Source organism: Pantoea sp. SGAir0184 (assembly GCF_043544755.1).
Genome location: NZ_CP028050.1, coordinates 3,848,386 through 3,871,541 on the forward strand (window position 1 = coordinate 3,848,386; position 23,156 = coordinate 3,871,541).

24 protein-coding genes are annotated in these 23,156 nt (G+C 58.6%); 5 read left to right on the forward strand and 19 right to left on the reverse strand.

What is annotated here, in order from left to right; genetic code table 11:
* Positions 1 to 5 precede the first annotated feature (5 nt).
* The 3 genes from gntU to gntR all read right to left on the reverse strand — a co-directional run bounded on the left by gntU (position 6) and on the right by gntR (position 3,022).
* Positions 6 to 1,346: a gluconate transporter gene (gene gntU, locus C1N60_RS18245; protein WP_058757574.1), complete on the reverse strand. Its 1,341-nt coding sequence runs from the start codon at positions 1,344 to 1,346 to the stop codon at positions 6 to 8.
* A 2-nt stretch (positions 1,347 to 1,348) separates the two neighbouring features.
* On the reverse strand, positions 1,349 to 1,885 hold the full coding sequence (gene gntK, locus C1N60_RS18250) for a gluconokinase (protein WP_010615889.1): 537 nt from the start codon (positions 1,883 to 1,885) through the stop codon (positions 1,349 to 1,351).
* A 141-nt stretch (positions 1,886 to 2,026) separates the two neighbouring features.
* Positions 2,027 to 3,022, reverse strand: coding sequence for a gluconate operon transcriptional repressor GntR (gene gntR / locus C1N60_RS18255; protein WP_058774941.1), 996 nt, complete (start codon positions 3,020 to 3,022; stop codon positions 2,027 to 2,029).
* A gap of 346 nt (positions 3,023 to 3,368) precedes the next feature.
* Between gntR and C1N60_RS18260 the strand changes: the two genes are divergently transcribed.
* Positions 3,369 to 3,872 carry a GNAT family N-acetyltransferase gene (locus C1N60_RS18260; protein WP_058757575.1) on the forward strand — a complete coding sequence of 168 codons (504 nt, stop codon included), beginning with the start codon at positions 3,369 to 3,371 and terminating at the stop codon, positions 3,870 to 3,872.
* A 57-nt stretch (positions 3,873 to 3,929) separates the two neighbouring features.
* On the opposite strand, the gene ggt is transcribed toward C1N60_RS18260, so the two are convergent.
* Entirely contained in the window at positions 3,930 to 5,681 is a 1,752-nt protein-coding gene (gene ggt, locus C1N60_RS18265; protein WP_021507998.1) for a gamma-glutamyltransferase, read from the reverse strand.
* 203 nt (positions 5,682 to 5,884) lie between these two features.
* Here ggt and C1N60_RS18270 point away from each other — a divergent pair, with 203 nt between their 5' ends.
* A complete protein-coding gene (locus C1N60_RS18270; protein WP_021507999.1) occupies positions 5,885 to 6,181 on the forward strand; it encodes a DUF2756 domain-containing protein in 297 nt (98 codons plus the stop codon).
* Here C1N60_RS18270 and ugpQ read toward each other — a convergent pair.
* The 10 genes from ugpQ to C1N60_RS18320 form a co-directional block, all read right to left on the reverse strand.
* Positions 6,178 to 6,921, reverse strand: a complete 744-nt coding sequence (gene ugpQ, locus C1N60_RS18275) for a glycerophosphodiester phosphodiesterase (RefSeq protein ID WP_348879881.1) — start codon at positions 6,919 to 6,921, stop codon at positions 6,178 to 6,180. The two genes, C1N60_RS18270 and ugpQ, sit on opposite strands and share 4 nt — an antisense overlap.
* On the reverse strand, positions 6,918 to 7,991 hold the full coding sequence (locus C1N60_RS18280; protein ID WP_283342042.1) for a sn-glycerol-3-phosphate import ATP-binding protein UgpC: 1,074 nt from the start codon (positions 7,989 to 7,991) through the stop codon (positions 6,918 to 6,920). The genes ugpQ and C1N60_RS18280 overlap by 4 nt, the downstream gene beginning before the upstream one ends.
* A complete protein-coding gene (gene ugpE / locus C1N60_RS18285; RefSeq protein ID WP_021508002.1) occupies positions 7,992 to 8,834 on the reverse strand; it encodes a sn-glycerol-3-phosphate ABC transporter permease UgpE in 843 nt (280 codons plus the stop codon).
* Entirely contained in the window at positions 8,831 to 9,721 is an 891-nt protein-coding gene (ugpA, locus tag C1N60_RS18290; protein ID WP_058774944.1) for a sn-glycerol-3-phosphate ABC transporter permease UgpA, read from the reverse strand. The genes ugpE and ugpA overlap by 4 nt, the downstream gene beginning before the upstream one ends.
* A gap of 61 nt (positions 9,722 to 9,782) precedes the next feature.
* Complete coding sequence (gene ugpB, locus C1N60_RS18295; RefSeq protein WP_058757579.1) at positions 9,783 to 11,099, reverse strand: sn-glycerol-3-phosphate ABC transporter substrate-binding protein UgpB; 1,317 nt, start codon at positions 11,097 to 11,099, stop codon at positions 9,783 to 9,785.
* Between the two features lie 292 nt (positions 11,100 to 11,391).
* Positions 11,392 to 12,105, reverse strand: coding sequence for a high-affinity branched-chain amino acid ABC transporter ATP-binding protein LivF (gene livF / locus C1N60_RS18300; RefSeq protein WP_010615896.1), 714 nt, complete (start codon positions 12,103 to 12,105; stop codon positions 11,392 to 11,394).
* A 1-nt stretch (position 12,106) separates the two neighbouring features.
* Entirely contained in the window at positions 12,107 to 12,874 is a 768-nt protein-coding gene (gene livG / locus C1N60_RS18305) for a high-affinity branched-chain amino acid ABC transporter ATP-binding protein LivG (RefSeq protein WP_021508005.1), read from the reverse strand.
* The gene (locus C1N60_RS18310) at positions 12,871 to 14,142 is read right to left on the reverse strand and encodes a high-affinity branched-chain amino acid ABC transporter permease LivM (RefSeq protein ID WP_058780903.1); all 1,272 of its coding nucleotides are present in this window, start codon (positions 14,140 to 14,142) and stop codon (positions 12,871 to 12,873) included. Before C1N60_RS18310 ends, livG begins: the two co-directional genes overlap by 4 nt.
* Entirely contained in the window at positions 14,139 to 15,065 is a 927-nt protein-coding gene (gene livH / locus C1N60_RS18315) for a high-affinity branched-chain amino acid ABC transporter permease LivH (protein ID WP_010615899.1), read from the reverse strand. The genes C1N60_RS18310 and livH overlap by 4 nt, the downstream gene beginning before the upstream one ends.
* 150 nt (positions 15,066 to 15,215) lie before the next feature.
* Complete coding sequence (locus C1N60_RS18320; RefSeq protein WP_021508007.1) at positions 15,216 to 16,343, reverse strand: branched-chain amino acid ABC transporter substrate-binding protein; 1,128 nt, start codon at positions 16,341 to 16,343, stop codon at positions 15,216 to 15,218.
* 403 nt (positions 16,344 to 16,746) lie between these two features.
* Here C1N60_RS18320 and panM point away from each other — a divergent pair, with 403 nt between their 5' ends.
* Positions 16,747 to 17,133: an aspartate 1-decarboxylase autocleavage activator PanM gene (panM, locus tag C1N60_RS18325; RefSeq protein ID WP_021508008.1), complete on the forward strand. Its 387-nt coding sequence runs from the start codon at positions 16,747 to 16,749 to the stop codon at positions 17,131 to 17,133.
* Positions 17,134 to 17,410: 277 nt separating this feature from the next.
* Here panM and rpoH read toward each other — a convergent pair whose 3' ends face one another.
* From rpoH to ftsY, 4 genes are all read right to left on the reverse strand, one after another.
* Positions 17,411 to 18,268, reverse strand: a complete 858-nt coding sequence (rpoH, locus tag C1N60_RS18330) for an RNA polymerase sigma factor RpoH (RefSeq protein ID WP_021508009.1) — start codon at positions 18,266 to 18,268, stop codon at positions 17,411 to 17,413.
* 240 nt (positions 18,269 to 18,508) lie between these two features.
* On the reverse strand, positions 18,509 to 19,495 hold the full coding sequence (ftsX, locus tag C1N60_RS18335; protein ID WP_021508010.1) for a permease-like cell division protein FtsX: 987 nt from the start codon (positions 19,493 to 19,495) through the stop codon (positions 18,509 to 18,511).
* Positions 19,485 to 20,153, reverse strand: a complete 669-nt coding sequence (ftsE, locus tag C1N60_RS18340; RefSeq protein WP_394521169.1) for a cell division ATP-binding protein FtsE — start codon at positions 20,151 to 20,153, stop codon at positions 19,485 to 19,487. Before ftsE ends, ftsX begins: the two co-directional genes overlap by 11 nt.
* Positions 20,154 to 20,158: 5 nt before the next feature.
* Complete coding sequence (ftsY, locus tag C1N60_RS18345; RefSeq protein ID WP_394521170.1) at positions 20,159 to 21,667, reverse strand: signal recognition particle-docking protein FtsY; 1,509 nt, start codon at positions 21,665 to 21,667, stop codon at positions 20,159 to 20,161.
* Positions 21,668 to 21,898: 231 nt separating this feature from the next.
* Between ftsY and rsmD the strand changes: the two genes are divergently transcribed.
* Together rsmD and C1N60_RS18355 are read left to right on the forward strand one after the other, a co-directional pair.
* Positions 21,899 to 22,498 carry a 16S rRNA (guanine(966)-N(2))-methyltransferase gene (gene rsmD, locus C1N60_RS18350; RefSeq protein ID WP_125309276.1) on the forward strand — a complete coding sequence of 200 codons (600 nt, stop codon included), beginning with the start codon at positions 21,899 to 21,901 and terminating at the stop codon, positions 22,496 to 22,498.
* A complete protein-coding gene (locus C1N60_RS18355; protein ID WP_021313674.1) occupies positions 22,488 to 22,754 on the forward strand; it encodes a DUF1145 family protein in 267 nt (88 codons plus the stop codon). Before rsmD ends, C1N60_RS18355 begins: the two co-directional genes overlap by 11 nt.
* A 43-nt stretch (positions 22,755 to 22,797) precedes the next feature.
* Here the strand turns inward: C1N60_RS18355 and C1N60_RS18360 are convergent, their stop codons facing one another.
* Positions 22,798 to 23,154 carry a DUF2500 domain-containing protein gene (locus tag C1N60_RS18360; protein WP_021508014.1) on the reverse strand — a complete coding sequence of 119 codons (357 nt, stop codon included), beginning with the start codon at positions 23,152 to 23,154 and terminating at the stop codon, positions 22,798 to 22,800.
* Positions 23,155 to 23,156 lie beyond the last annotated feature (2 nt).

Below are 23,156 nucleotides of genomic sequence, written 5' to 3' on the forward strand. Positions count from 1 at the left end.
TGCCATTACGACAACAAACTAAACGCGATCATCCCGACGATGGCGCCGGTGGTGCCGAGAATCGTCTCCATCAGCGTCCAGGTCTTCAGCGTCTCGCCTTCGGTGGCACCGGTGAAGCGGCCGAACAGCCAGAAACCGGCATCGTTGACGTGGCTGATAATAATCGAGCCGCCGCCAATGCAGATCGACAGTGCCGCCAGCTGCGCACCGCTGTAATGCAACGGTTCAATCACCGGCATCACCAGCCCGACGGTGGTTAAACAGGCCACCGTGGCCGAGCCCTGAATCACCCGAATCGCGCCGGAGAGAATAAAACAGGCCAGCGCAATCGGCATGCCGGCACCGGTCAGCGCGTGGCCCAGCACCGGGCCAACGCCGGAATCCACCAGCACCTGCTTGAACACGCCGCCCGCACCAATCACCAGCAGAATAATCCCCGCCGGCTGCAGCGCGCTGCCGCATACCTGCATCACCTTCTCTTTATCCATTCCCTGACGGTAAGCCAGGCCGTAAATCGCCACCAGCAGCGCCAGCAGGATGGCGGTAAACGGATGGCCGATAAACTCCAGCCACGCATACAGACGTGTATCCGGTGTGGTAAAGCGCGCGCCGATGGTTTTCAGCCCGACCAGCAGCAGCGGGAACAGAATCAGCGACAGGCTAAAGCCAAACGACGGCAGCTGGCCCTCGCTGACGTCCGGCTGATGATCTTCCGGCGGCGCGCTGAACGTCACATGGCGCGCAATCAGGTTGCCGAACAGCGGACCGGCAATCAGCATGCCGGGAATCGCCGCGCACAGCCCCAGCAGGATCATCCAGCCAAAGTCAGCGTGCATCTGCGCCGCCAGCAGCATCGGTGCCGGTCCGGGCAGCAAAAAGGCCGCCGCGGCGGCGACGCCGGCAAACAGCGGGATCACCAGTTTGACCAGATTATCGTGGGTGCGGCGTGCCACCGCGAAGGCGATGCTGATCAACAACACTACGGCCACTTCAAAGAACAGCGGCAGCGCACAGATCAGCCCGGCAATGCCCATCGCATAGTGCGCGCGCCGCTCGCCAAAGGTTTTCAGCATGCGAATGGCGATCTGATCGACCGCACCGGTTTCATGCAGAATTTTGCCGAACATGGCGCCCAGCGCCACCACAATGGCGAGAAAGCCGAGCGTGCCGCCCATGCCTTTTTGCATGGTCTCGGCAATTTTATCCAGCGGCATACCGGAGAAAAGACCGGCACCCATCGATACTAACATCAGGGCGACAAAGGCGTGCATACGCGCTTTCATCACCAAAAACAGCAGCAGCAGGACAGAGCCTGCTGCGGTTAACACCAGCGTTGCGGTACTCATGACTAGCCCTTGTTGATTGCGCCCTCGATGGTCGCAACCGTGGCCGCAACTACCTCATCCAGTGAGTGATTGATATCGACAACCAGCACATCTGGCTCGTCGGCACCCGGTTCCTGCAGGGTTTCAAACTGTGTCACCAGCATCTGCGGTTTGAAGAAGTGGCCTTTGCGCGCCTTGAGACGAGACTCAATGGTGGCAAAATCGCCCTTCAGATAGATGAATTTCAGGTTGTGATTGCCCTGACGCAGGATGTCGCGATAGGACTTTTTGAGCGCTGAACAGACGATGATCGAGATTGCCTGGGTGCGCTGCATCGCGAACGCCGCATCATTCAGCGCCTGCAGCCACGGCTGGCGATCGTCGTCGTTCAGCGGATGGCCTTCCGCCATTTTGGTGATGTTGCTGCGCGGATGCAGGAAATCACCATCCAGAAACGCGGTGCTGAGCTGATGAGACACCTGATTGGCGACGGCAGACTTTCCGCTGCCGGAAACACCCATCAGGATAAAGACGTGGTGCGATGGAGATGGCGTGGTCATGGTTTTGCGCTCCGGCAGGTTAAGCTGCCAATGTTACCGATAACAATTTTGATTGCCATTGTCCGAGCGCGCTCAGACGCTGGCAACCCTTGTCAGGCGGAAAAGCACGAAAGTGTGAACTGACTCAAAAAATCGCCAAAATCAGATGCTGCCACCTTCGGCAATCTCAAAACCGACATCCAGCGGCGCGGTCACGCTGCGATCGCCGCCAATCCGCGCCAGCAGCATGGCGGCTGATTCACGCCCCATGCGTTCGCGTGGCGTCAGCACCGTAGCCAGCCGCGGATTGACCACCTGCGTGATGTCGTGGCCGTGAAAGCCGGCGATCGCCATCTGCTCCGGCACGCGCAACCCCTGGCGCTGGCACTCAAACATCGCGCCTACCGCCAGGTCATCATTGGTACAGAACAGGCTGTCAGTGTGCGGATAGCGCTTCTGCGCCTCGCGCAGCAACTGGGCACCGGCGCTGAAGGAGGAGGCATCTTCCATCATGACGCTGTGTGGCGTCAGCCCGGCTTCGCGCATCGCCTGTTCGTAGCCCTGCTGCTTTTGCAGCGTACGCTCATCGAGGCGCGCGCCCAGATAGACGGTGTGACGATGGCCTTTCCTGAGGATAGCATGCGTCATCTGCCGCGCCGCCTCGACGTTATCGAAGCCCACGGCCATATCAAGACACGGCGTGACGCAATCCATCATTTCGATCACCGGAATGCCCGCCACTTCCAGCATGCGCAGCGTGCCCGGCGTGTGGGAACGTTCGGTAAGGATCACGCCATCAATGTTCCAGCCCAGCAGCGAACGCAGCTGCAGCTCCTCTTTGTGCGGGTTATAGCCGAAGTGCGCCACCAGCGTCTGATAGCCCGCTTCATCGGTCACGGTTTCAATGCCGCGCAGCACGTCGGCAAACACCTGGTTGGTGAGCGAGGGTAGCAACACGCCAATCGCGCGGCTGGTGGCGTTAGAGAGCATGTCGGGCGCACGGTTGGGGATATAGCCGAGTTCATCCAGCGCCACGGCGATTTTGCCGCGCAGCGCCGCAGAGACCTGATCGGGGTTCCGCAGGTAGCGGCTGACGGTCATTTTTGTGATGCCGACGCGATCGGCAACATCCTGTAATACCGGTCTTTTCTTCTTCATCGTGTGCGCCTGAGGTCAGAGATACGCTGAGTTTATCATTTTTTTGTCATGTTATGCCGTTGCGGCCACGGAAGGAGAAGAGGGATAAAATGCTGAGGACGGCGTTCGGCTGAGGCGCAGGCAAAAAAAAGCCAGCACCCGAGCTGGCTAAGAAACACTGGAAGCAATGTGAGCAATGTCGTGCTTACCCGGTTTGTCAGGAGACGCTGCCGGATTCGCGTTGACAATAATAATCATTATCATTCTCGTCTGTAAAGCCCTTTCCCGGTTTTTTTACCGTTGACGTTGCGCGCGAATTCCCTGATGTTAAAGGGGATTTCATTCACTGAGTGCAAGGAGCTGCTTTATGAGTCAGGTTACTGTTCGTCACGCAACGCCCGAAGATGCCGCCGTTCTGACGCGTATCTATAGCCAGCCGGAAACCCAGGCGGGCACGCTGCATCTGCCGTATCAGTCACCGTCACTCTGGCAGGAGCGGCTCGCGAATCCCCGTCCCCATGTCACCATGCTGGTGGCCTGTATTGACGGGCAGGTTGTCGGTCAGCTGACGCTGGAAGTTATGGCGGTGGCACGCCGCCGTCATTGCGCCACTATCGGCATGGGCGTTGATCCGGCATTTCACCGGCGCGGCGTGGGTAAAGCGCTGATGGCGGCGATGGTGGATCTGTGCGACAACTGGCTGCAGGTCACGCGAATTGAACTGACGGTATTTGCGGATAATTACCAGGCCATGGGTTTGTATCAGCAGTTTGGTTTTGAGATTGAAGGTACCGCCAGAGGTTTCGCGGTCCGCGACGGCCAGATGATTGATACGCATTACATGGCACGTCTGAAAGGGAATGCGCGATGAATCGCGCCGCTACCGGCCGGTGCACGGTGAGGTAGCGGCGCAATTTATTGCGCGACGTTAATACCCGGCACTCAAATCATCCACCGAGCGTGGGTCGGACGCGCCGTAGCGCATGCCGTCCGGGCCAATCATGATGCTCTGCGTGCTGCCCATCGCCGGCAGCACTTTGACATGCTGACCTTTTGCTTCCAGCAGACGCAGCGTATCCGGGCTGAAGCCCTTCTCGACGCGCAGCTGATCCGGCAGCCACTGATGGTGGAAGCGCGGCGCATTGGTGGCTTCCGCCACGTTCATGCCGAAATCGATACTGTTCACCACCATTTGCAGCACGGTGGTGATAATCCGACTGCCGCCCGGGCTGCCGGTCACCAGCCAGGTTTTACCGTCTTTCGCCACAATGGTTGGCGACATCGATGACAGCGGACGTTTGGCCGGCTGAATCGCGTTCGCCTCACCGCCCACCAGGCCATAGACGTTTGGCGTGCCCGGCTTGGCGGAGAAATCATCCATTTCATTGTTCATCAGAATGCCGCTGTTACCGGCCACCACGCCGCTGCCAAAGTAGGTATTCAGCGTATAGGTCACCGCCACCGCGTTGCCGTCTTTATCCACCACCGAGAAGTGAGTGGTTTGATTGCTCTCGTACGGTGCCAGCTTGCCGGGCTTGATGTCGGCTGAGGGGCGCGCCTTGTTGACGTCAATCTGCTGGGCCAGCGTTTTAGCGTAGGCTTTGCTGGTCAGCGCCTGCTGCGGCACCTTAACGAAGTCGGGATCGCCGAGATACTCGGAGCGGTCGGCGTAGGCGTATTTTTCCGCCTCAGCCATCACCTGCATAGCGTCCGCGCTGCCAAAGCCCCATTTCGCCAGGTCGAAGTTTTCCAGGATATTGAGGATCTGCACGATATGAATGCCGCCGGACGACGGTGGCGGCATGGAGAACACCTCGTAACCACGGTAGCTGCCGCTTACCGGCTTGCGTTCCACTGCGCGGTAGGCCGCCAGATCCGCCTTGCCAATCAGCCCGCCGTGCTGCGCCATTTCGGCGGCGATCTCATCGGCAATTTTGCCTTTGTAGAAAGCATCCGGCCCCTGCTGAGCAATCAGCTGCAGGCTGTGCGCGAGGTTTTTCTGCACCAGGCGATCACCCTTCTGGTAAGGCTGACCGTCGGCTTTGTAGAAAATGGCGCGACTGTTGTCGTGGTTGATCAGGTTCTCTTTACCGTAGGTAGCGAGATCGTCAGCCAGCGCATCGTTAACGATGATGCCGTCGCGCGCCAGTTTGATCGCCGGCGCCAGCAGCGTGCTGAGCGGCAGCGTGCCGTACTTTTGCGCTGCCAGGGCAAAACCGGCTACGGTGCCCGGCGTGCCGGAAGCCAGATGAGAAGTGAGTGATAACTTACTATCCGCGTTGCCCTGCTTATCCAGGAACATATCGCGCGAGGCACGCGCCGGCGCCATCTCGCGGAAATCAATGGCGGTGGTGCGGCCGGCAGCGGTGCGCAGCAGCATAAAGCCGCCACCGCCCAGGTTACCCGCCTGCGGGTGAGTGACCGCCAGCGCAAAGCCCACCGCAATCGCTGCATCTACCGCGTTACCCCCTTGTTTGAGGATATCGACGCCCACCCGGGTTGCCATGGCGTCCACTGACGCAACCATCCCGTGCTGTGCTTTCACCGGGTGAAAGGTGTCGCTGTCGACGCCATATGACACCGGCGGTGCGCTGGCTGGCGCTGCCTGCGCCCCCTGCACCACGGTAAAACTCATTAACAGCGCCCAGCCGAACTGGCGCACACCGTTATGTATCCTCATCCCGCCACCATCCTTTCAGTTGTTTACATTTGTTATTGATTGCTGCAAGTGTTTGCAAATACTGTAAAAAAGATAGCAGTTAAGCCAAATTAGGTGCACTCCTGGTTTTGGGGTTTGTGATATCGCATAAACTTATGGTTGCGGCGGTTGCTGCCGGGTGGCGAGCAACCTCACACAGCAGGCCGCACTGATGGAGGAACACCATGAAAAAATGGCTGATTGTTATCGCGGCACTGATGCCGCTGAGCGGCATGGCGAACATGCTGAACAACACTAACCAACCGAATCAACCCGGCTATAACCCAAGCCAGCAGCGGATGCAGACGCGCATGCAGATCCAGCAGCAGCAACAGCAGCAGCAGTTGCGTCAGGATCAGCAGCAGCAAAATCAGGAGATGCAGCGTAAGCTGCAGGAGCGGCGCGATAGCGCCCGGCAGCGCGTGATTCAGTCGCAGCCGGGCCAGCAGAACAGCAATACACAAACACAGTACGGCAATTAACGGAAGTCCGGGCCGATAGCATCAATGCGATCGGTACAGATGGCATCCACGCCCCAGCTCAGCAGCTCGCGCGCCCGCGCGGGCTGATTCACGGTATACGCCAGAATACGCAGACCGGCGGCTTTAAGCGCGGCGGTGCGTCCGGCGTCCAGCAAGCGATGATTTAAATGGATGGAGACGCAGTCGAGCGCGGCGATAAGCGTCTGCCAGTCGTCGTGCCACTCATCCAGCAGCAGGCCGCGCGGCAGCTCCGGCGCGGCCTGCATCGCCGCTTCCAGCGCCGCATACGAGAACGAGGACAGCAGCGGTGCCGTTTGTCCCTGCCACAGCGTACGCGCGGCCAGCGCCACACCGCGCCCGGTTTCCACCTCGGTACCGCTGCTGGGTTTGATCTCAATGTTGGCCATCATCTGATGCTGGCGGCAGCGCGCCGCCACCTCGCTCAGCAATGCCAGCGGTTCACCGTCAAATTCACGGCTAAACCAGCTGCCGGCATCCAGCTGCGCCAGCTGCTGCCACGGCAGATCGCCCGCCACGCCCCAGCCGTTGCTGGTGCGGTCCAGCGTGTCATCGTGCAGCAGGAAAATCTGCTTATCCTGTGACAGTTTGGCGTCGAATTCGATCATGGTATGACCGTAGTGCGCGCCGACATCAATCGCCGCCAGGGTGTTTTCCGGGGCCAGCTTGCCGCCGCCGCGATGCGCAACAATGTGCGGATAGGGCCAGTTTTTTACACTCATTCCAGACGCTTTCCATGGGTAGAATCGAAGAAGTGTAACGCATCTGGCGGCAGTTGTAGCCACAGGCTGCTGCCAGCCTGCGGCCGCTCGCTGTGCGGCAAACGCACCACCAGCCGTGTGTTGCCAATGTGGCCGTGCGCAAGATTGTCCGCGCCGAGGATCTCCAGCGTATCCACCACCAGCGGCACACCGCCGGCCTCACGGCTGCTGAGCTGAATATGCTCGGGACGAATGCCGAGCGTCAGCGGACGGTTGGCCCATCGCGCTTTGCCAGCGCCGAGCGGCAGGCTGTTGAGCGCGTCGAGCGTAAAGCGCGAGCCATCGCTGTTAATCTGACCGGGTAGCAGGTTCATCGCCGGCGCGCCGATGAACGACGCAACAAACTGACTGGCCGGACGCTCATACACTTCGACCGGCGTGCCCACCTGCTCCACCACGCCTTTGTTCATCACCATCACGCGCTCGGCCAGCGTCATGGCTTCAACCTGATCGTGCGTGACGTACAGGCTGGTGGTTTTCAGCCGGCGGTGCAGTTGCTGCAGCTCCAGACGCATCTGCACGCGCAGGCGCGCATCCAGGTTCGACAGCGGCTCATCAAACAGAAACACCGCCGGTTCCCGCACGATGGCGCGGCCCATGGCCACGCGCTGACGCTGGCCGCCGGAGAGCTCACGCGGACGGCGCTGCAACAGGTGATCAAGCTCCAGACTGCGCGCCGCATCCATCACCCGCTGGGTAATCTGTTCCTTGCCCATGCCGCGGATCTTCAGACCGTAAGCCATGTTTTCTCCCACCGTCATGTGCGGGTAGAGCGCGTAATTCTGGAATACCATGGCGATGCCGCGATCTTTCGGCTCCATGTCGGTGACGCGCCGATCATCGATGTAGATATCGCCCGAGGTGACGCGCTCCAGCCCGGCCACCATGCGCAGCAGCGTCGATTTCCCGCAGCCGGATGGGCCGACCATCACCATAAACTCACCGTCATTGATGGTGATGTTCAGCGGCTGAATGATTTGGTTTTTGCCGTCATACGATTTCGTAACGGTCTGAAGGGTTACCGCTGCCATCTATTTCTCACTCTCCACCAGGCCACGCACAAAGGCGCGCTGCATCACAAGCACCACCACCACCGGTGGGATCAGGGTTAATAACATCGCCGCCATCACTTCGTTCCACTGCGTCGGACCGCCGCTGGTGTTGATCATACTTTTAACCCCCGCCACGGCAGTGCTCAGTCCGGCATCGTTGATGATCAACAGCGGCCACAGATACTGGTTCCAGCCGTAAATAAAGGTGATGACAAACAGCGCGGCGAGATTGGTTTTTGACAGCGGCAGCACGATATCCCAGAAGAAACGCATCGGACTGGCGCCGTCAATGCGCGCCGCTTCAATCAGCTCATCCGGCAGCGACATAAAAAACTGGCGGAACAGGAACGTGGCGGTCGCGGAGGCCATCAGCGGCAATGTCAGACCGCTGTAACTGTCCAGCATGTGCAGCGTGGAGATCACCTCCACCGTCGGGAAAATACGCACTTCTACCGGCAGCATCAGGGTGATGAAGATCAGCCAGAAAAACAGCGTGCGCAGCGGAAAACGAAACCATACCAGCGCAAACGCTGAGAGCATCGACACCGTGATTTTGCCCACGGTGATGCCCAGCGCCATGATCAGGCTGTTCAGCATCATCAGGCCAAACGCCGCGCTGCCGTTGACGCCATCGCGCCAGATGTGGGTGATGTTGTCGATGAGATGCGGGCCGGGCACCAGCGTCATCGGCACCTGATACACCGCATTGTTATCCAGCGTCGCGGCGACAAACGCCACGTACAGCGGGAACAGAATGGTCAGCACCCCCAGCGCCAGCAGCGTGTGGGCGAAGATATCCAGCCCGCGTCGGTTTTCAATCATTGGTATTGCACCTTACGCTCGACAAAGCGGAATTGCAGAATGGTCAGGCCGATAACCAGCAACATCAGCACCACCGACTGCGCGGCGGACGACGAGAGATCGAGCCCGGTGAAGCCTTCGCGGTAGATTTTGTAGATCAGCGTGGTTGTAGCCTGTACCGGCCCGCCGCCGGTGGCAGCATCAATCACCGGGAAGGTGTCGAAAAAGGCGTAAACCAGATTCACCACCAGCAGGAAAAAGCTGACCGGCGTAATCAGCGGCAGCGACAGATTAAAGAAACGGCGCACCGGTCCGGCACCGTCAATCGCCGCGGCTTCCACCAGCGATTTAGGAATGGACTGCAGCGCGGCAAAGAAAAACAGGAAGTTGTAGCTCATTTGCTGCCAGATCGACGCTAATACGATCAGGAACATCGCCTGACCGCTGTTCTGCGCATAGTTCCAGTTGTAGCCAAACTGGTTCAGCAGATGGCTGAACAGCCCCAGCCCCGGGTTGAACAGGAACATCCACAGCACCGCCGCAACCACCGGCGCTACCGCATAGGGCAGCAGCAGCAGCGTCTGATAGAGCTTTTTCAGCCGGATAACGTAATCCACCAGCGCCGCCAGCAGCAGCGAGAATGTCATGCCGCATACCGTCACCAGCGCGCTAAACACGAGGGTGGTCCAGAACGAATCAAGGTAGTAGTCGTCACTGAACAGGCGGCGGAAGTTATCAAGGCCAACAAAGGTGCTGGAGATGCCAAACGGATCGATGCTTTGCAGCGAGTACCACAGCGCCTCTCCGGCGGGCCAGAGAAAAAAGATCGCGGTGATCGCCAGCTGCGGTGCCACCAGCAGATACGGCAACAAACGGGCGCGGAAAACCGGACGTGATGATGAGGACATAGCAGGCTCGTCAGAAAGAGACAGCGGGACGGACTTACCCGTCCATCCCGCCATTACGGAGTTACTTCACTTGCTGTTCAAAGCGACGCAGCAGTTCGTTGCCGCGTTTCACCGCGTTGTCCAGCGCTGCCTGTGGCGACTGTTTGCCAGTCCACACGCCTTCCAGCTCTTCGTCGACGATGGTACGAATCTGCGGCATGTTGCCCAGACGCATACCTTTGGTGAACGGCAGCGGATCTTTATTCAGCATCTGCCGCGTGGCGATGTCCGCGCCCGGGTTTTTGTCATAGAAGCCCTGCTGTTTGGTCAGCTCATAAGCCGCGGTGGTGATCGGCAGATAACCGGTTTTCTGGTGCCATTCTGCCGCGATATCCGGCTGGGCGAGGAACTTCATGAACTCAGCCGCGCCTTTGTAAGTGGCGGCATCTTTGCCTTTCATCACCCACAGGCTGGCGCCACCGATAATGGCGTTCTGCGGTGCGTTCGGCACGGTGTCATCGTACGGCATCATGCCCACGCCAAAGTTGAATTTGGCGTAATGCTTAATGTCGGCCAGCGAACCGGATGAGGCGGTGGTGATACCGCAGTCGCCGTTATAGAACTTGGACGTCGACTCATCTTTACGGCCAAAGTAGGTGAAATCACCTTTCTTATTCATCTCTTCCAGCAGTTGGATGTGGCGCACCTGCACGGGTTTGTTGAACTCCAGCACCGCGTCGGTACCGTCAAAGCCGTTGTTTTTGGTGGCAACCGGCAGGCCATGCCAGGCGCTGAAGTTTTCGATCTGAATCCAGCCCTGCCAGCCGCTGGCATAGCCGCAGCTCATGCCGGCTTTACGCAGCGCGGCGGCATCCTGCGCCAGCGCCTGCCAGGTTTTCGGGGGCTGATCCGGATTAAGACCGGCTTTTTTGAACGCGTCTTTGTTGTAGTACAGCACCGGCGTGGAGCTGTTAAACGGCTGTGAGATCAGCTGGCCGTTGCTGTCGCTGTAGTAACCGGCAACCGCAGGAACAAACTGTTTCGGGTCCATCGGCACGCCGGCGTCTTTAAACACTTCATGCACCGGCACGATGGCTTTAGAGGCCATCATGGTGGCGGTGCCCACTTCGTAAACCTGCAGAATGGCCGGTGCCTTACCGCTGCGCACCGCAGCGATACCCGCGGCCAGGCTCTGCTCGTAGTTGCCTTTATAGGTCGGAACGATTTTGTAATCCGGGTGAGCCTGGTTAAAACGCTGTGCCAGAGAATCGACTTCTTTGCCTAACTCGCCTTCCATTGAGTGCCAGAAAGGGATTTCGGTAGCAGCCAGCGCATTACCGCTGATCGCCAGACCGAGCAGCAGACTCATCAGGCGGGGACGAAGCGTAAAAGCGGACATAAGGGTTTCCTGTGCTTGTGGCGCGCGCGATATCACGCATTTTTTGTTCGCGAAGTAACATGACACGGGGAAATGACGGAAAAATAACAGGATTATGACGGGAATATGACGGGGTAAGCGCAGGGACGATGGAGTGTAAGTGGGTGAGAATTATTTGTTATTCCGCACTCAGGTTAATGACCGTCGGCGGCGCAGTCAGATTACGGGCGGACAGCGCGCAGCCACCGCAGCGTACATGTAGTACGTGAGGATGGCGAGCACTGCCCAACCGCAATCTGACAAGTAAGCCAGGTCAGGCGCCTAAATACGCGCTTCTCACCGCTTCATTGGATAACAACGCTTCACCGCTATCCTCCAGCACCACGTGACCGTTCTCCAGCACGTAACCGCGATCGGCCAGCTTCAGCGCCTGGTTGGCGTTCTGCTCGACGAGGAAGATGGTCATGCCCTCTTTACGTAGCTGTTCGATGGTGTCGAAAATCTGCTGGATAATGATCGGCGCCAGACCCAGCGATGGCTCGTCCAGCAGCAGCAGGCGCGGCTGACTCATGAGCGCGCGGCCAATCGCCAGCATCTGCTGCTCACCGCCGGACATGGTGCCGGCGCGCTGCACTTTGCGCTCCGCCAGCCGGGGGAACAGCTGATAAACGCGCTCAATGCGCTCCTGATACTGCTGACGCGTCGCGAAAAAGCCGCCCATCGCCAGGTTCTCTTCCACCGTCATGCGCGAAAATACGCGCCGGCCTTCCGGTACGATGGCAATCGCTTCACGCATGATTTTTGCCGTCTGCCAGTCGGTAATCGTTTTGCCATCAAAGGTGATGGTGCCGCTGGTGGCGCGCGGCTCGCCACACAGCGTACCGAGCAGCGTGGTTTTACCCGCGCCGTTAGCGCCAATCAGCGTCACGATTTCGCCCTGACTGATATGCAGATTAATGTTATGCAGTGCCTGGATCGGGCCATAGTGCGCACTGACACCCTGTAAAGTTAAAATCGGGTTCGCCATGTTACGCCTCACCTAAATAAGCACGGATCACATCCGGGTTGTTACGCACTTCTTCCGGCGTACCGTTGGCCAGCGGCGTTCCCTGATTCACCACATAAATGCGGTCAGAAATGCCCATCACCAGTTTCATATCGTGTTCAATCAGCAACACCGTCACCTTGTGTTCGCCACGCAGTTCAGCGATCAGCTCATCCAGCTCGTGCGTTTCGCGCGGGTTGAGGCCGGCGGCCGGTTCGTCGAGCATCAGGATTTCCGGACGCGTCACCATGCAGCGGGCGATCTCCAGCCGGCGCTGCTGGCCGTAAGCCAGATTGCCGGCCTGGCGGTTAGCCAGCTCCAGCAGGCCAATGCGCTCCAGCCAGCTGGCCGCGCGGTCCAGCGCTTCGCTCTCGCCACGCCGGAACGCCGGGGTTTTAAACAGCCCGGAGAACACGCCGCTTTTCAAATGCTGATGCTGCGCCACCAGCAGGTTTTCAATCACCGTCATCTCACGGAACAGGCGCACGTGCTGGAAAGTTCGCACCACGCCCATGCGCGCGATCTTCTGCCCCGGCAGGCCCTGCAATGGCTGATCGCGCAGTTTGATGGTGCCGCCCGTTGGCTTATAGAAACCGGTCAGGCAGTTGAATACCGTGGTTTTCCCCGCCCCGTTCGGGCCAATCAGCGAGACGATCTCCTGCGGATGCAGTTCCAGCGCCACGTTGTTGACGGCCAGCAGGCCGCCGAAGCGCATCATCAGGCCTTCAACGGCTAATAAAGGCTGACTCATGCCTGCTCTCCTTGTTTTGCCTGTTTCAGCTTCAGGTGCGGACGCTTCATCGGCAGCAGCCCCTGCGGACGCCAGATCATCATCAGCACCATCAACCCACCGAGCACCAGCATGCTGTACTCGTTCAAATCACGCATCAGCTCGCGCGACACCACCAGCAGAATCGCGGCCAGGATCACCGCCAGCTGCGAACCCATGCCGCCCAGCACCACAATCGCCAGCACAAACGCGGACTCGACAAAAGTGAAAGATTCCGGGCTGACAAAGCCCTGACGCGCGGCAAACAGCGTACCGGCGAAACCGGCGAACACCGCGCTGATGGTAAAGGCCGTCAGCTTGATGCGCGTTGGGCTGAGACCGAGTGAACGGCAGGCAATCTCATCTTCACGCAGCGCTTCCCACGCGCGCCCCAGCGGCATGCGCAGCAAACGATTGATGACGAACAGCGTCAGCACCACCAGCAGCAGCGCCACCAGATAAAGGAAAATCACGCGGTGATTGGGATCGTACGCCAGGCCCGTCAGATCGTGGAAGGTGGTCCAGCCGCCTTCACTGACGCGCCGGCCAAATTCAATACCAAACAGGCTCGGCTTGGGGATCTGCGCGATTCCGTTGGGACCGCCAGTGATTGATGTGCTGTTCAGCAGCAGAATACGCACGATCTCACCAAAGCCGAGCGTCACAATCGCCAGATAGTCACCGCGCAGCCGCAGCACCGGGAAGCCCAGCAGCAGGCCAAAGGCACCGGCAACAATGCCGGCCAGCGGCAAACTTTCCCAGAAGCCAAAGCCGTAATAGTGATTCAGCAGCGCAAAGGTGTAAGCACCGATGGCGTAAAAGCCGCCGTAGCCCAGCACCAGCAGGCCGGACAGGCCCACTACCACATTCAGGCCGAGGCCGAGCATCACGTAGATCAGCGTCAGGGTGGCGATATCCACGCTGCCGCGCGATACAAAGAAGGGCCAGGCGACGGCAGCAACAATCACCAGCAGCATCAGCAGCTTTTGTTTTGGTGTCGAACCGTCAAAACCCGGCAGCACCAGCCCTTTGCCACTGCGCTTGAGCTTGCCCTGCAACAGCGGACGCAGCAGCTGGAACACAAACACCACTGCGCAGCCGAGGAAGATCCAGTTCCAGCGCACGGCGCCCGCATTCGCCACCACCAGTTTGGTGCCGTCGAGATCGAGGCGCATACCCATAAAGAAGCTGGCGAGCACCAGCAGCATCACCGTGGAGACCACGGCGTTAACCAGACCGAGGCGTTTCATACTTTCTCCACCTCCGGACGGCCCAGGATACCGGTTGGCATCACCAGCAGCACCACGATCAGCAGCGCGAACGACACCACGTCTTTATATTCGGTCGACAGATAGGCTGACGTCAGCGCTTCCGCAATGCCCAGCACCAGGCCGCCAATCATCGCGCCCGGAATGCTGCCGATGCCGCCCAGTACCGCCGCGGTAAAGGCTTTCATGCCGGCCATAAAGCCGATGAACGGGTTAATGGAGCCGTAAAACTGCCCCAGCAGCACGCCAGCCACGGCCGCCATCGCCGCGCCGATCACAAAGGTCAGTGAGATCACGCGGTCGGTGTTGATGCCCAGCAGGCTGGCCATTTTCAGGTCTTCAGCGCAGGCACGGCAGGCGCGGCCCATGCGCGAATAGCGGATGAACAGCGTCAGCGCCAGCATCGCGAGGAAGGTGACGACCCAGATAACCAGCTGCATGGTGGTGAGCGTGGCGGCAAAGCCGTTGCTCTCACCCAGCGTCCACTGGCCGGTGATCAGGCTGGGCAGCGCCAGATCGCGCGAGCCCTGCGTCAGGCTGACGTAGTTCTGCAGAAAGATCGACATACCAATCGCCGAGATCAGCGCGATCAGGCGTTTGGAGGAGCGCACCGGCTTATACGCCACGCGCTCGATGCTCCAGCCGTAGGCGCTGGAGATAATCACCGCCATCACGAACCCGGCGGCAATCATCAGCCACGAGGTGTCGATACCCATCATCATCAGGGCGGCGATCACGATAAAGGAGACATAGCTGCCGATCATGTATACCTCGCCGTGGGCGAAGTTGATCATGCCGATGATGCCGTAAACCATGGTGTAACCGATGGCGATCAGCGCGTAGGTGCTCCCGAGGGTGACCCCGTTGAACATCTGCTGAATGAAATAGAGAAACTGCTCGGACATAGTGAGGACCTGCATGTAAACGGGAAATCCCCGGTGCGTTCGGCACCGGGTTAGGGTGAGAGCACCGCGTCGCAGCGCCTCATTCAGCGCGTGCGCGCGGTGTCGCACCCTGCCCTCGCCCATCAGGAGAGGGACAATTCAGGAGCGTGCTTACTTAACCGCGGTAGAAGAACCGTCTTTGTGCCATTTGAAGACGCCAAATTCGAAGCCCTTCAGATCGCCCTTCTGGTCCCAGCTCAGGTTACCCATCACGGTGGGTACCGGCGCACCCTCTTTCAGGTTTTTAGCAATCGCATCAGGCTCATCGCTTTTGCTGCGCTCAATGCCCGCTACCAGCGACTGAATAGCCGCATAGGTGGTCCAGACGAACGGACCGGTTGGATCTTTGCGGTTTGATGCGCTGTTGGCTTTGATCGCGTCCACAATCGCTTTGTTGTCTGGCAGCTGGTCGTAGCGCTTCGGCAGCGTCACGTACAGGCCTTCAGAGGCGTCACCCGCGATGTTAGACAGGGAAGCGTTGCCGACCCCTTCTGGTCCCATAAAGCCGGCTTTCAGACCGGCGGTTTTGGCCTGACGCAGAATCTGGCCCAGTTCCGGGTAGTAACCGCCGTAGTAAACGAAGTCGACGTTCTCTTTCTTCAGGCGCGCAATCAGCGTGGAGAAGTCTTTATCGCCAGCGGTGATCCCTTCGAACAGCACCACGTTGCCGCCTTTCGCCTTCAGGGTTTTCTGCACGGATTCCGCCAGGCCCTGACCGTACTGCTGCTTGTCATGCACCACGGCAATACGTTTTGGTTTGATCTGATCGAGGATGTAGTTGGCAGCGGTCGGGCCCTGATCGGAATCCAGACCGGTGGTACGCATCACGTCGGCATAGCCGCGCGCGGTCAGTTCAGGCGCGGTAGCCGCCGGGGTGATCATCAGAATGCCTTCATCGTTATAAATGTCTGATGCCGGCTGAGTGGAGGAGGAGCACAGGTGGCCGATAACGTATTTGATGCCGTCATTGACCACTTTGTTGGCCACCGCAACCGCCTGTTTCGGGTCACAGGCGTCGTCATATTCTACGCCGACCAGCTTGTCGCCGTTTACGCCGCCTTTGGCGTTGATGTCCTTGATCGCCTGGGCCGCACCGGTGAACTGCATGTCACCGTACTGCGCCACCGGGCCGGTTGCCGCACCGACAATCGCAATTTTGATGTCTTTCGCCAGTACCGCATGGCTCATCGCCAGCGCTACGCAACCCGCCAGTAATGCGCGTCCTTTACTCATTTTCATGCGAACTTCCCCATCTGTTGTGTCGTGTCTGTTGTGATTGGTTATTTATCTGCCAGTCAAAGAGCAAAACTGATTTGAGAATAATGAGTTAGCGCTCTTTTCAGGCATTTTTTGTTAAGAAGGCTTTATTTTTCAGGTTATTAAACAGGAACTTTCTTCTGTAAATCAACTGACATATTCAGTAAAAGCTGACAGGAACAGCAGATTACTCTGGTTTTTATGGCCGGTTTTTCACCACCAGGCCAGCGCGTTATGCTGGCTTTTTCAGCGATCGATGCTGGCTTACTCCACAATCCTGGCAAAGTGGCTGGCATTTGACCTCTTTTCATCGCAAAAAAGTGACAGCGCTCTGACTGTCTAAATTCGCTACACTAAGGCCTTTCTGCCAGTACAGGTAAGGGTTATGAAGCTCACTATTCAGCGCATCAGCACGCTGACACCGCAGGATCGACTGGATTTAGCCAAAGTCTGGCCGCAGCAGGATATCGCGCAGCTGGAAGCCAGCCTCAGTGAAGCGCAGCGGCTGTATGCAGCGCGCTTTAACGATCGCCTGCTCGGCGCGCTGCGGCTGGAGATTCGCGGCACGCTGGGCAAGATTACTCAGCTGGAAGTGCGTGAAGTCACGCGGCGGCGCGGCGTAGGGCAATATCTGCTGGAAGAGACGATAGCGCAGAACAGCGCGCTGGATCACTGGTGGGTTGCCGATGACGGCGAAGACGATCAGCGCGTGCGCGCGGCGTTTATGCAGGCGTGTGGTTTCCGCGCGCAGAGCGACGGGTGGGTGCGTTAAGCGGCGATTTTACGCCGTGCAGAGCGGTGCGCATGAATACGTATGTGGCGCAGTAGCGTGATTAACGGTGCGCATGAATGCGCACCCTGCGGGGATTGCGAACGAGCGTACAGATTGCGTGGGATCGTGATTAACGATGCCTATGCATGCGTGTCCTGTAGGGTCGCCATTCATGGCGACCGTGCTGTAATCCGCACAGGTCATAAGTCATCGCAGGTTATTGCGCGCATAAAAAAGGGCGACCCGGTGGTCGCCCCATTTATCTGTCAGCCGTTAATCAGGCTTCAATCGCCATACGCAGTTTCTTCATGGCGTTCTTTTCCAGCTGACGCACGCGCTCGGCAGACACACCGTACTGGTCGGCCAGCTCCTGCAGCGTGGTTTTGTTGTCATCATCCAGCCAGCGGGCGCGGATAATGTGCTGGCTACGCTCATCGAGGCTCAGCATTGCATCGCTCAGCTTGTCAGCGGCATGCGCATCCCAGTTATCTTCTTCAATGCCGTCGGCAAAGTCAGAGGTTTTATCCTGCAGATACAGCACCGGTGCCATCGGCTTGCCTTCGCCCGCATCGTCATCAGACGACATGTCGAAGGTCATATCCTGGGCCGCCATGCGCGACTCCATTTCCAGCACGTCTTTGCTGCTGACACCCAGCTCGCGCGCCACCATTTCGACTTCATCCTGATTGAACCAGCCGAGACGCTGCTTGGTTTTACGCAGGTTAAAGAACAGTTTGCGCTGTGCTTTGGTGGTGGCAACTTTCACGATACGCCAGTTACGCAGCACGTACTCGTGAATCTCCGCTTTGATCCAATGTACGGCAAATGACACCAGACGCACCCCGACTTCCGGGTTGAAGCGACGCACCGCCTTCATCAGGCCGATGTTACCTTCCTGGATCAGGTCCGCCTGCGGCAGGCCGTAACCGGAATAGTTACGAGCGATATGAACAACAAAGCGCAGGTGAGACAGGATCAGCGTCTTAGCTGCATCCAGATCGCCCTGGTAATGCAGCCGCTCAGCCAGTGCTTTTTCCTCTTCTGCCGTTAATACCGGCCAGTTGTTAGCAGCCCGGACGTAAGATTCCAGGTTGCCCAGAGGAGCAATCGCTAAAGTTTGCATTTCTTTGGTCATTCAAACCCTCACAAATTCAATGGACTTGCTGCTCGTTTCCCTGCGCAGCCGTTACATTATGTCAACGACGCGTGAAAACCAAAAGCAATCTGTGCTACTTGGACGTCAAAGTTATCCACAAGTTCAATTATAGCAGTGAATATTTTACACACAGATGACGGCGGGGGAAATCGGAGAAATCCTCTGCTCCCAGGTCGTCGGCAGCAGAGGAAGAGTATATCAAAAAATCGTTGCTATGGGTTACTGCGGCGTAAAACGACGTAAATGTTGCACTGTCGCCAGCCACGCGGCAATCCAGCCGATGATGGCCGCGATTAACAGCAGCAGCAGACCTTCATCCCACGAAAAGCCCTCCAGCGCGAAGCTGGTACCGAAGACCGAGGCGACCTGCGCCACCACTGATTGCAGGCGTAGCACCAGCACTTCCGACAGAATCAGCGACAGCACCGCACCGCTGAAACCGAGCAGCGCGCCGCCGTAGAGGAAGGGCCGCAGAATAAAGCCATCGGTCGCGCCAATCAGCTTCTGCACGTTGATGGTGTCGCGCCGGGCAAAAATGCTCAGGCGCACGCTGTTGCCAATCACCAGGAACACCGCTACCACCATCAGCAGGCCGATCATTGACGCCACCTGTCCCACCAGCCCGGTGAGTGCGGCTAAACGCGCAAACCAGCTGTCATCCATGCGCACTTCATCCACGCCCTGCACTTTCGCCACGCGATCGCGCAGATTGGCCATGGTATCGGAGTTCTGGAAGTTCAGCTTCGGCGTGATGATCGCCACCGCTGGCAGTGGGTTCTGCTCCAGCATATCCATCGCACCACCAAAACCGGACCAGTTGCGGAACTCGCTTTGCGCCTCTTCACGCGTCAGGTAGTTCACCTTGTCCACGCCATCGAGCTTTTTCAGCTCGGCGGTCACGTTCTCTGCCGCCGTGTCATCCAGCGCTTTGTCGAGGTAAACCGTCAGCTGCGGCGCCGGGTACCACTGCGCGGCGGCCTGGCTGACGTTTTTCCACACCATGTAGCACACGCTGGGCAGCGTCAGCGAAATTGCGATGACCATTACCGTCAGCAGCGTCGCCAGCGGCTGACGATACATGTCGGACAGCGTACCGCGCCACGCGTAGCGCCACTGCTCCTGCCAGCCGCCTTTCAGCGCTTTGCTCTTTGACGGCTGCTTCGCCGTTTTCGGCGCAGCCGGACGCTTGTTACGTTTATTGACCATCGTGGCCTCCGTGCAGACGTCCCTGATTAAGCGTCATCACGCGATAATTGCGGCGTGCGATCAGCCCGATGTCGTGCGTCGCCATCAGTACCGTAACGCCCACGCGGTTGAACTCTTCAAACAGGCGCAAAATATCTTCCGACAGCGCGTTATCGAGGTTACCGGTCGGTTCATCCGCCAGCAGCACGGCCGGTTTATTCACTACCGCGCGGGCAATGCCGACGCGCTGCTGTTCACCGCCAGAGAGCTGAATCGGATAACTTTTTGCTTTGTCGAGCAGGCCGACTTTGTCCAGCGCCGCCGACACGCGACGGCGAATATCCTCGCCGCTGGCCCCGGAAATAATCAGCGGGATCGCCACGTTGTCGTAGACCGAACGATCCATCAACAGGTGGTGATCCTGGAAAATCATGCCGATCTGACGGCGCAGGAAAGGCACTTCGCTGTGACGCAGCCGGGAAATATCGTGACCGCTGAACCAGATTTGCCCGGCGCTCGGGCGATCAATGCCACAAATCAGCTTCAGTAAGGTACTTTTCCCCGCGCCTGAGTGGCCGGTCAGAAACGCCATCTCACCGGGACGCAAATGGAAATCCACGCCCTGCAGCGCCTGGCGTCCTCCCAGATAAGCCTTACTGACCTCTTCAAAGCGAATCATGCCAATTATTCCTCTCGGGCAAACAGTGCCTCAATAAAGTCGGCGGCCTTAAACGGCCGTAAATCTTCGATGCCTTCCCCGACACCGATATAACGAATCGGAATGCCAAACTGATCGGCCACCGAGAAGATCACGCCACCTTTTGCGGTGCCGTCGAGCTTGGTCAGGGTGATGCCGGTCAGGCCGACCGCTTCGTGGAACAGCTTCGCCTGGCTGATGGCGTTCTGGCCGGTGCTGGCGTCAATCGTCAGCATCACCTCATGCGGTGCCTCTTCGTCCAGCTTCTTCATCACGCGGGTGATTTTTTTCAGCTCTTCCATCAGGTGCGCTTTGTTCTGCAGGCGGCCGGCGGTATCGGCGATCAGCACGTCAACGTGGCGCGATTTCGCCGCCTGGATGGCGTCAAAAATGACCGACGCAGAATCCGCGCCCGTATGCTGCGCGACCACCGGAATATTGTTGCGCTGGCCCCAGACCTGCAGCTGCTCTACCGCCGCCGCGCGGAAGGTGTCACCCGCCGCCAGCATGACGGACTTGCCCTGCGCCTGATACTGACGCGCCAGCTTACCGATGGTGGTGGTTTTACCCACGCCGTTAACGCCGACCATCAGGATAACGAACGGTGTTTTGCCCGCCACATCCAGCGGGGCATCGACCTTTTCCAGAATGCCGGCCATTTCAGCCTTCAGCAGGCCATACAGCGCTTCGGCATCGCGCAGCTGCTTACGGCTGGCCTGTTGCGTCAGGCTGGTGATGATGCGGCGCGTGGTTTCCACGCCGACATCGGCAATCAGCAGCTGCTCTTCCAGCTCTTCAAACAGCTCGTCATCGATTTTTTTGCCGCGGAACAGGCTGATAAAGCCGGATCCGAGGTTTTCACGCGTTTTGACCAGGCTGCGTTTCAGGCGGGCAAAGAAGCCCTCTTTGGTGGGGCGCTCCTGCTCCTGAGCCACAATCGGCGCGGCCGCCAGCGGCAGATCGCTCACGGTGTCTGTCGCCACAAGCTCTTCTGCCGCGTCTTCGGCATAGGTTTCCGCTAACGCCAGCGCTTCCAGCTCTTCATCGCTCAGCGGTGCGTCTGCGTCCTCTGGCTGAGGCTCCTCAGATAAAACCGGTGCTTCAATAATCAGTTCTTCAGCCTGCGGCTCCTCTTCAACCGGCATCAGCTCCGGCTGCGGATGATCTTCCGGCAGTACCTCTTCTTCAATCGCGCTAACGGCAGCGGTTTCTGCGTCATCAGCGTTAGCGTCGGATTCGGCTGCGGTTTCTGCTTCCGCAACGGGATGCGTTTCAGCGTCGGCGTGAACCGGCGATTCGGCCTGCTGTTCTGCCACCTGTTCAGTGACGATCACGGTTTCGGCGGCCTGCGCTTCGGCGCTTGCTAACGCGCTCTCTTCAGCGGCGGGTGCCGGTTGATCGGTCGGCTGCTGCTGCGCCTGCTCTTCCGCTGGCTGCTGCTCTTCTTTGCCAAAGCCCAGCCAGGAAAAAAAGCCGCGTTTTTTCTCTTTTGCCATTGTGTGACCACACTCCTCGATGGCTTATTCCCGGTAGCACGCTGTTCCCAGGGGATAAAAAATTCACTTTTTCGCGCGTGAGCGGCGTAAAAATCAGGCAATTACGTCCGCTTTATCAACTTAGTAGTCTAACACTTTCCTGCCAGCGCACCACAGCACCCTTTTTTAACGTTTCTTCTGCCTGCTACGCCCGTTAAACTACGCAACAAATTATGACGAGTTGTGAGCGAAATGAGTAAATCCCCCCGCAACAGCGGCGCGGCAGGCCAGATTCGCCTGATTGGCGGACAGTGGCGCGGCCGCAAATTGCCGGTGCCGGACAGCGCCGGCCTGCGCCCGACCACCGACCGCGTGCGTGAAACGCTATTTAACTGGCTGGCGCCGGATATCCAGCAGGCGCGCTGCCTCGATTGCTATGCCGGCAGCGGCGCGCTGGGCTTAGAAGCGCTGTCACGCTATGCCGCCTCCGCGACCCTGCTGGAACTGGAACGTCACGTGGCGCAGCAGCTGACGCAAAACCTGCACACGCTGCGCGCCAGTAACGCCAGCGTCGTCCAGACCAATACGCTGCAGTGGCTAAGCCAGCCCGGCGAGCCGTTTGACGTGGTGTTTGTTGATCCGCCGTTCCGCAAAGGCCTGCTGCAGGAGACACTAACGCTGCTGGAGAACAATGGCTGGCTCGCCGCCAACGCGCTGATTTATGTTGAGAGCGAAGTGGAACACGGCACCCCGCTGGCCCCGGCTAACTGGGATTTGTATCGCGAGAAGATTGCCGGTCAGGTGGCCTATCGCCTCTATCAACGCCAACAGGAGACCGATGATGTGGCTTAATCTGGGACGTTTGCTGATGATTTGCGTCTGGGCATTTCTGCTGCTTAACCTGGTGCACCCCTTCCCGACGCCGCTGCGCTACTTTGTCCACGTTGCGCTGTTCTTTATGGTGGTGATGCACGGCCTGCAGCTGGTGCTGCTGCGTGCCACGCAACCAAAGGAAGCGCCAAAACTGAGCCGCGCCACGCAGGCGAAAATCTTCTTCTTTGGCGTATTTGAACTGCTGGCGTGGCAGAAAAAGCACTATCCGTCGTAACGTAAGACAGCGCGCGCGGCTTCAGCCCCGTGCGCTTTAGCGCCTATTGCGCCGGGGTAAAGCTGACAAAGCGCGTGCCCTGCATTTTCAGCTCACCCTTCACGCCCTTGTCCATCTGGTGATAATCGCTGGCGCTGACGTTGACCTTAAAATCACCGGCGCCGTTCAGCGGATGGAACCAGGCTTCATACTTCATCTCTTCCGCCACAATCTCTTCGCGCTGACGCGAACGGCGATTGGGGGCCGGGAACTCTCGCTTGGTTTTCACTTCCACACTCATTGAGCGCACCGGTGAAGCGTCGTTGACCGCGGCTTCGCGGCGCTGCTTGATAAACTGACGGGTTGCCAGGATGGCAATTACAGCCAGGACGATAAAAAAGATTAGCGGTGGTTTGCTCATGT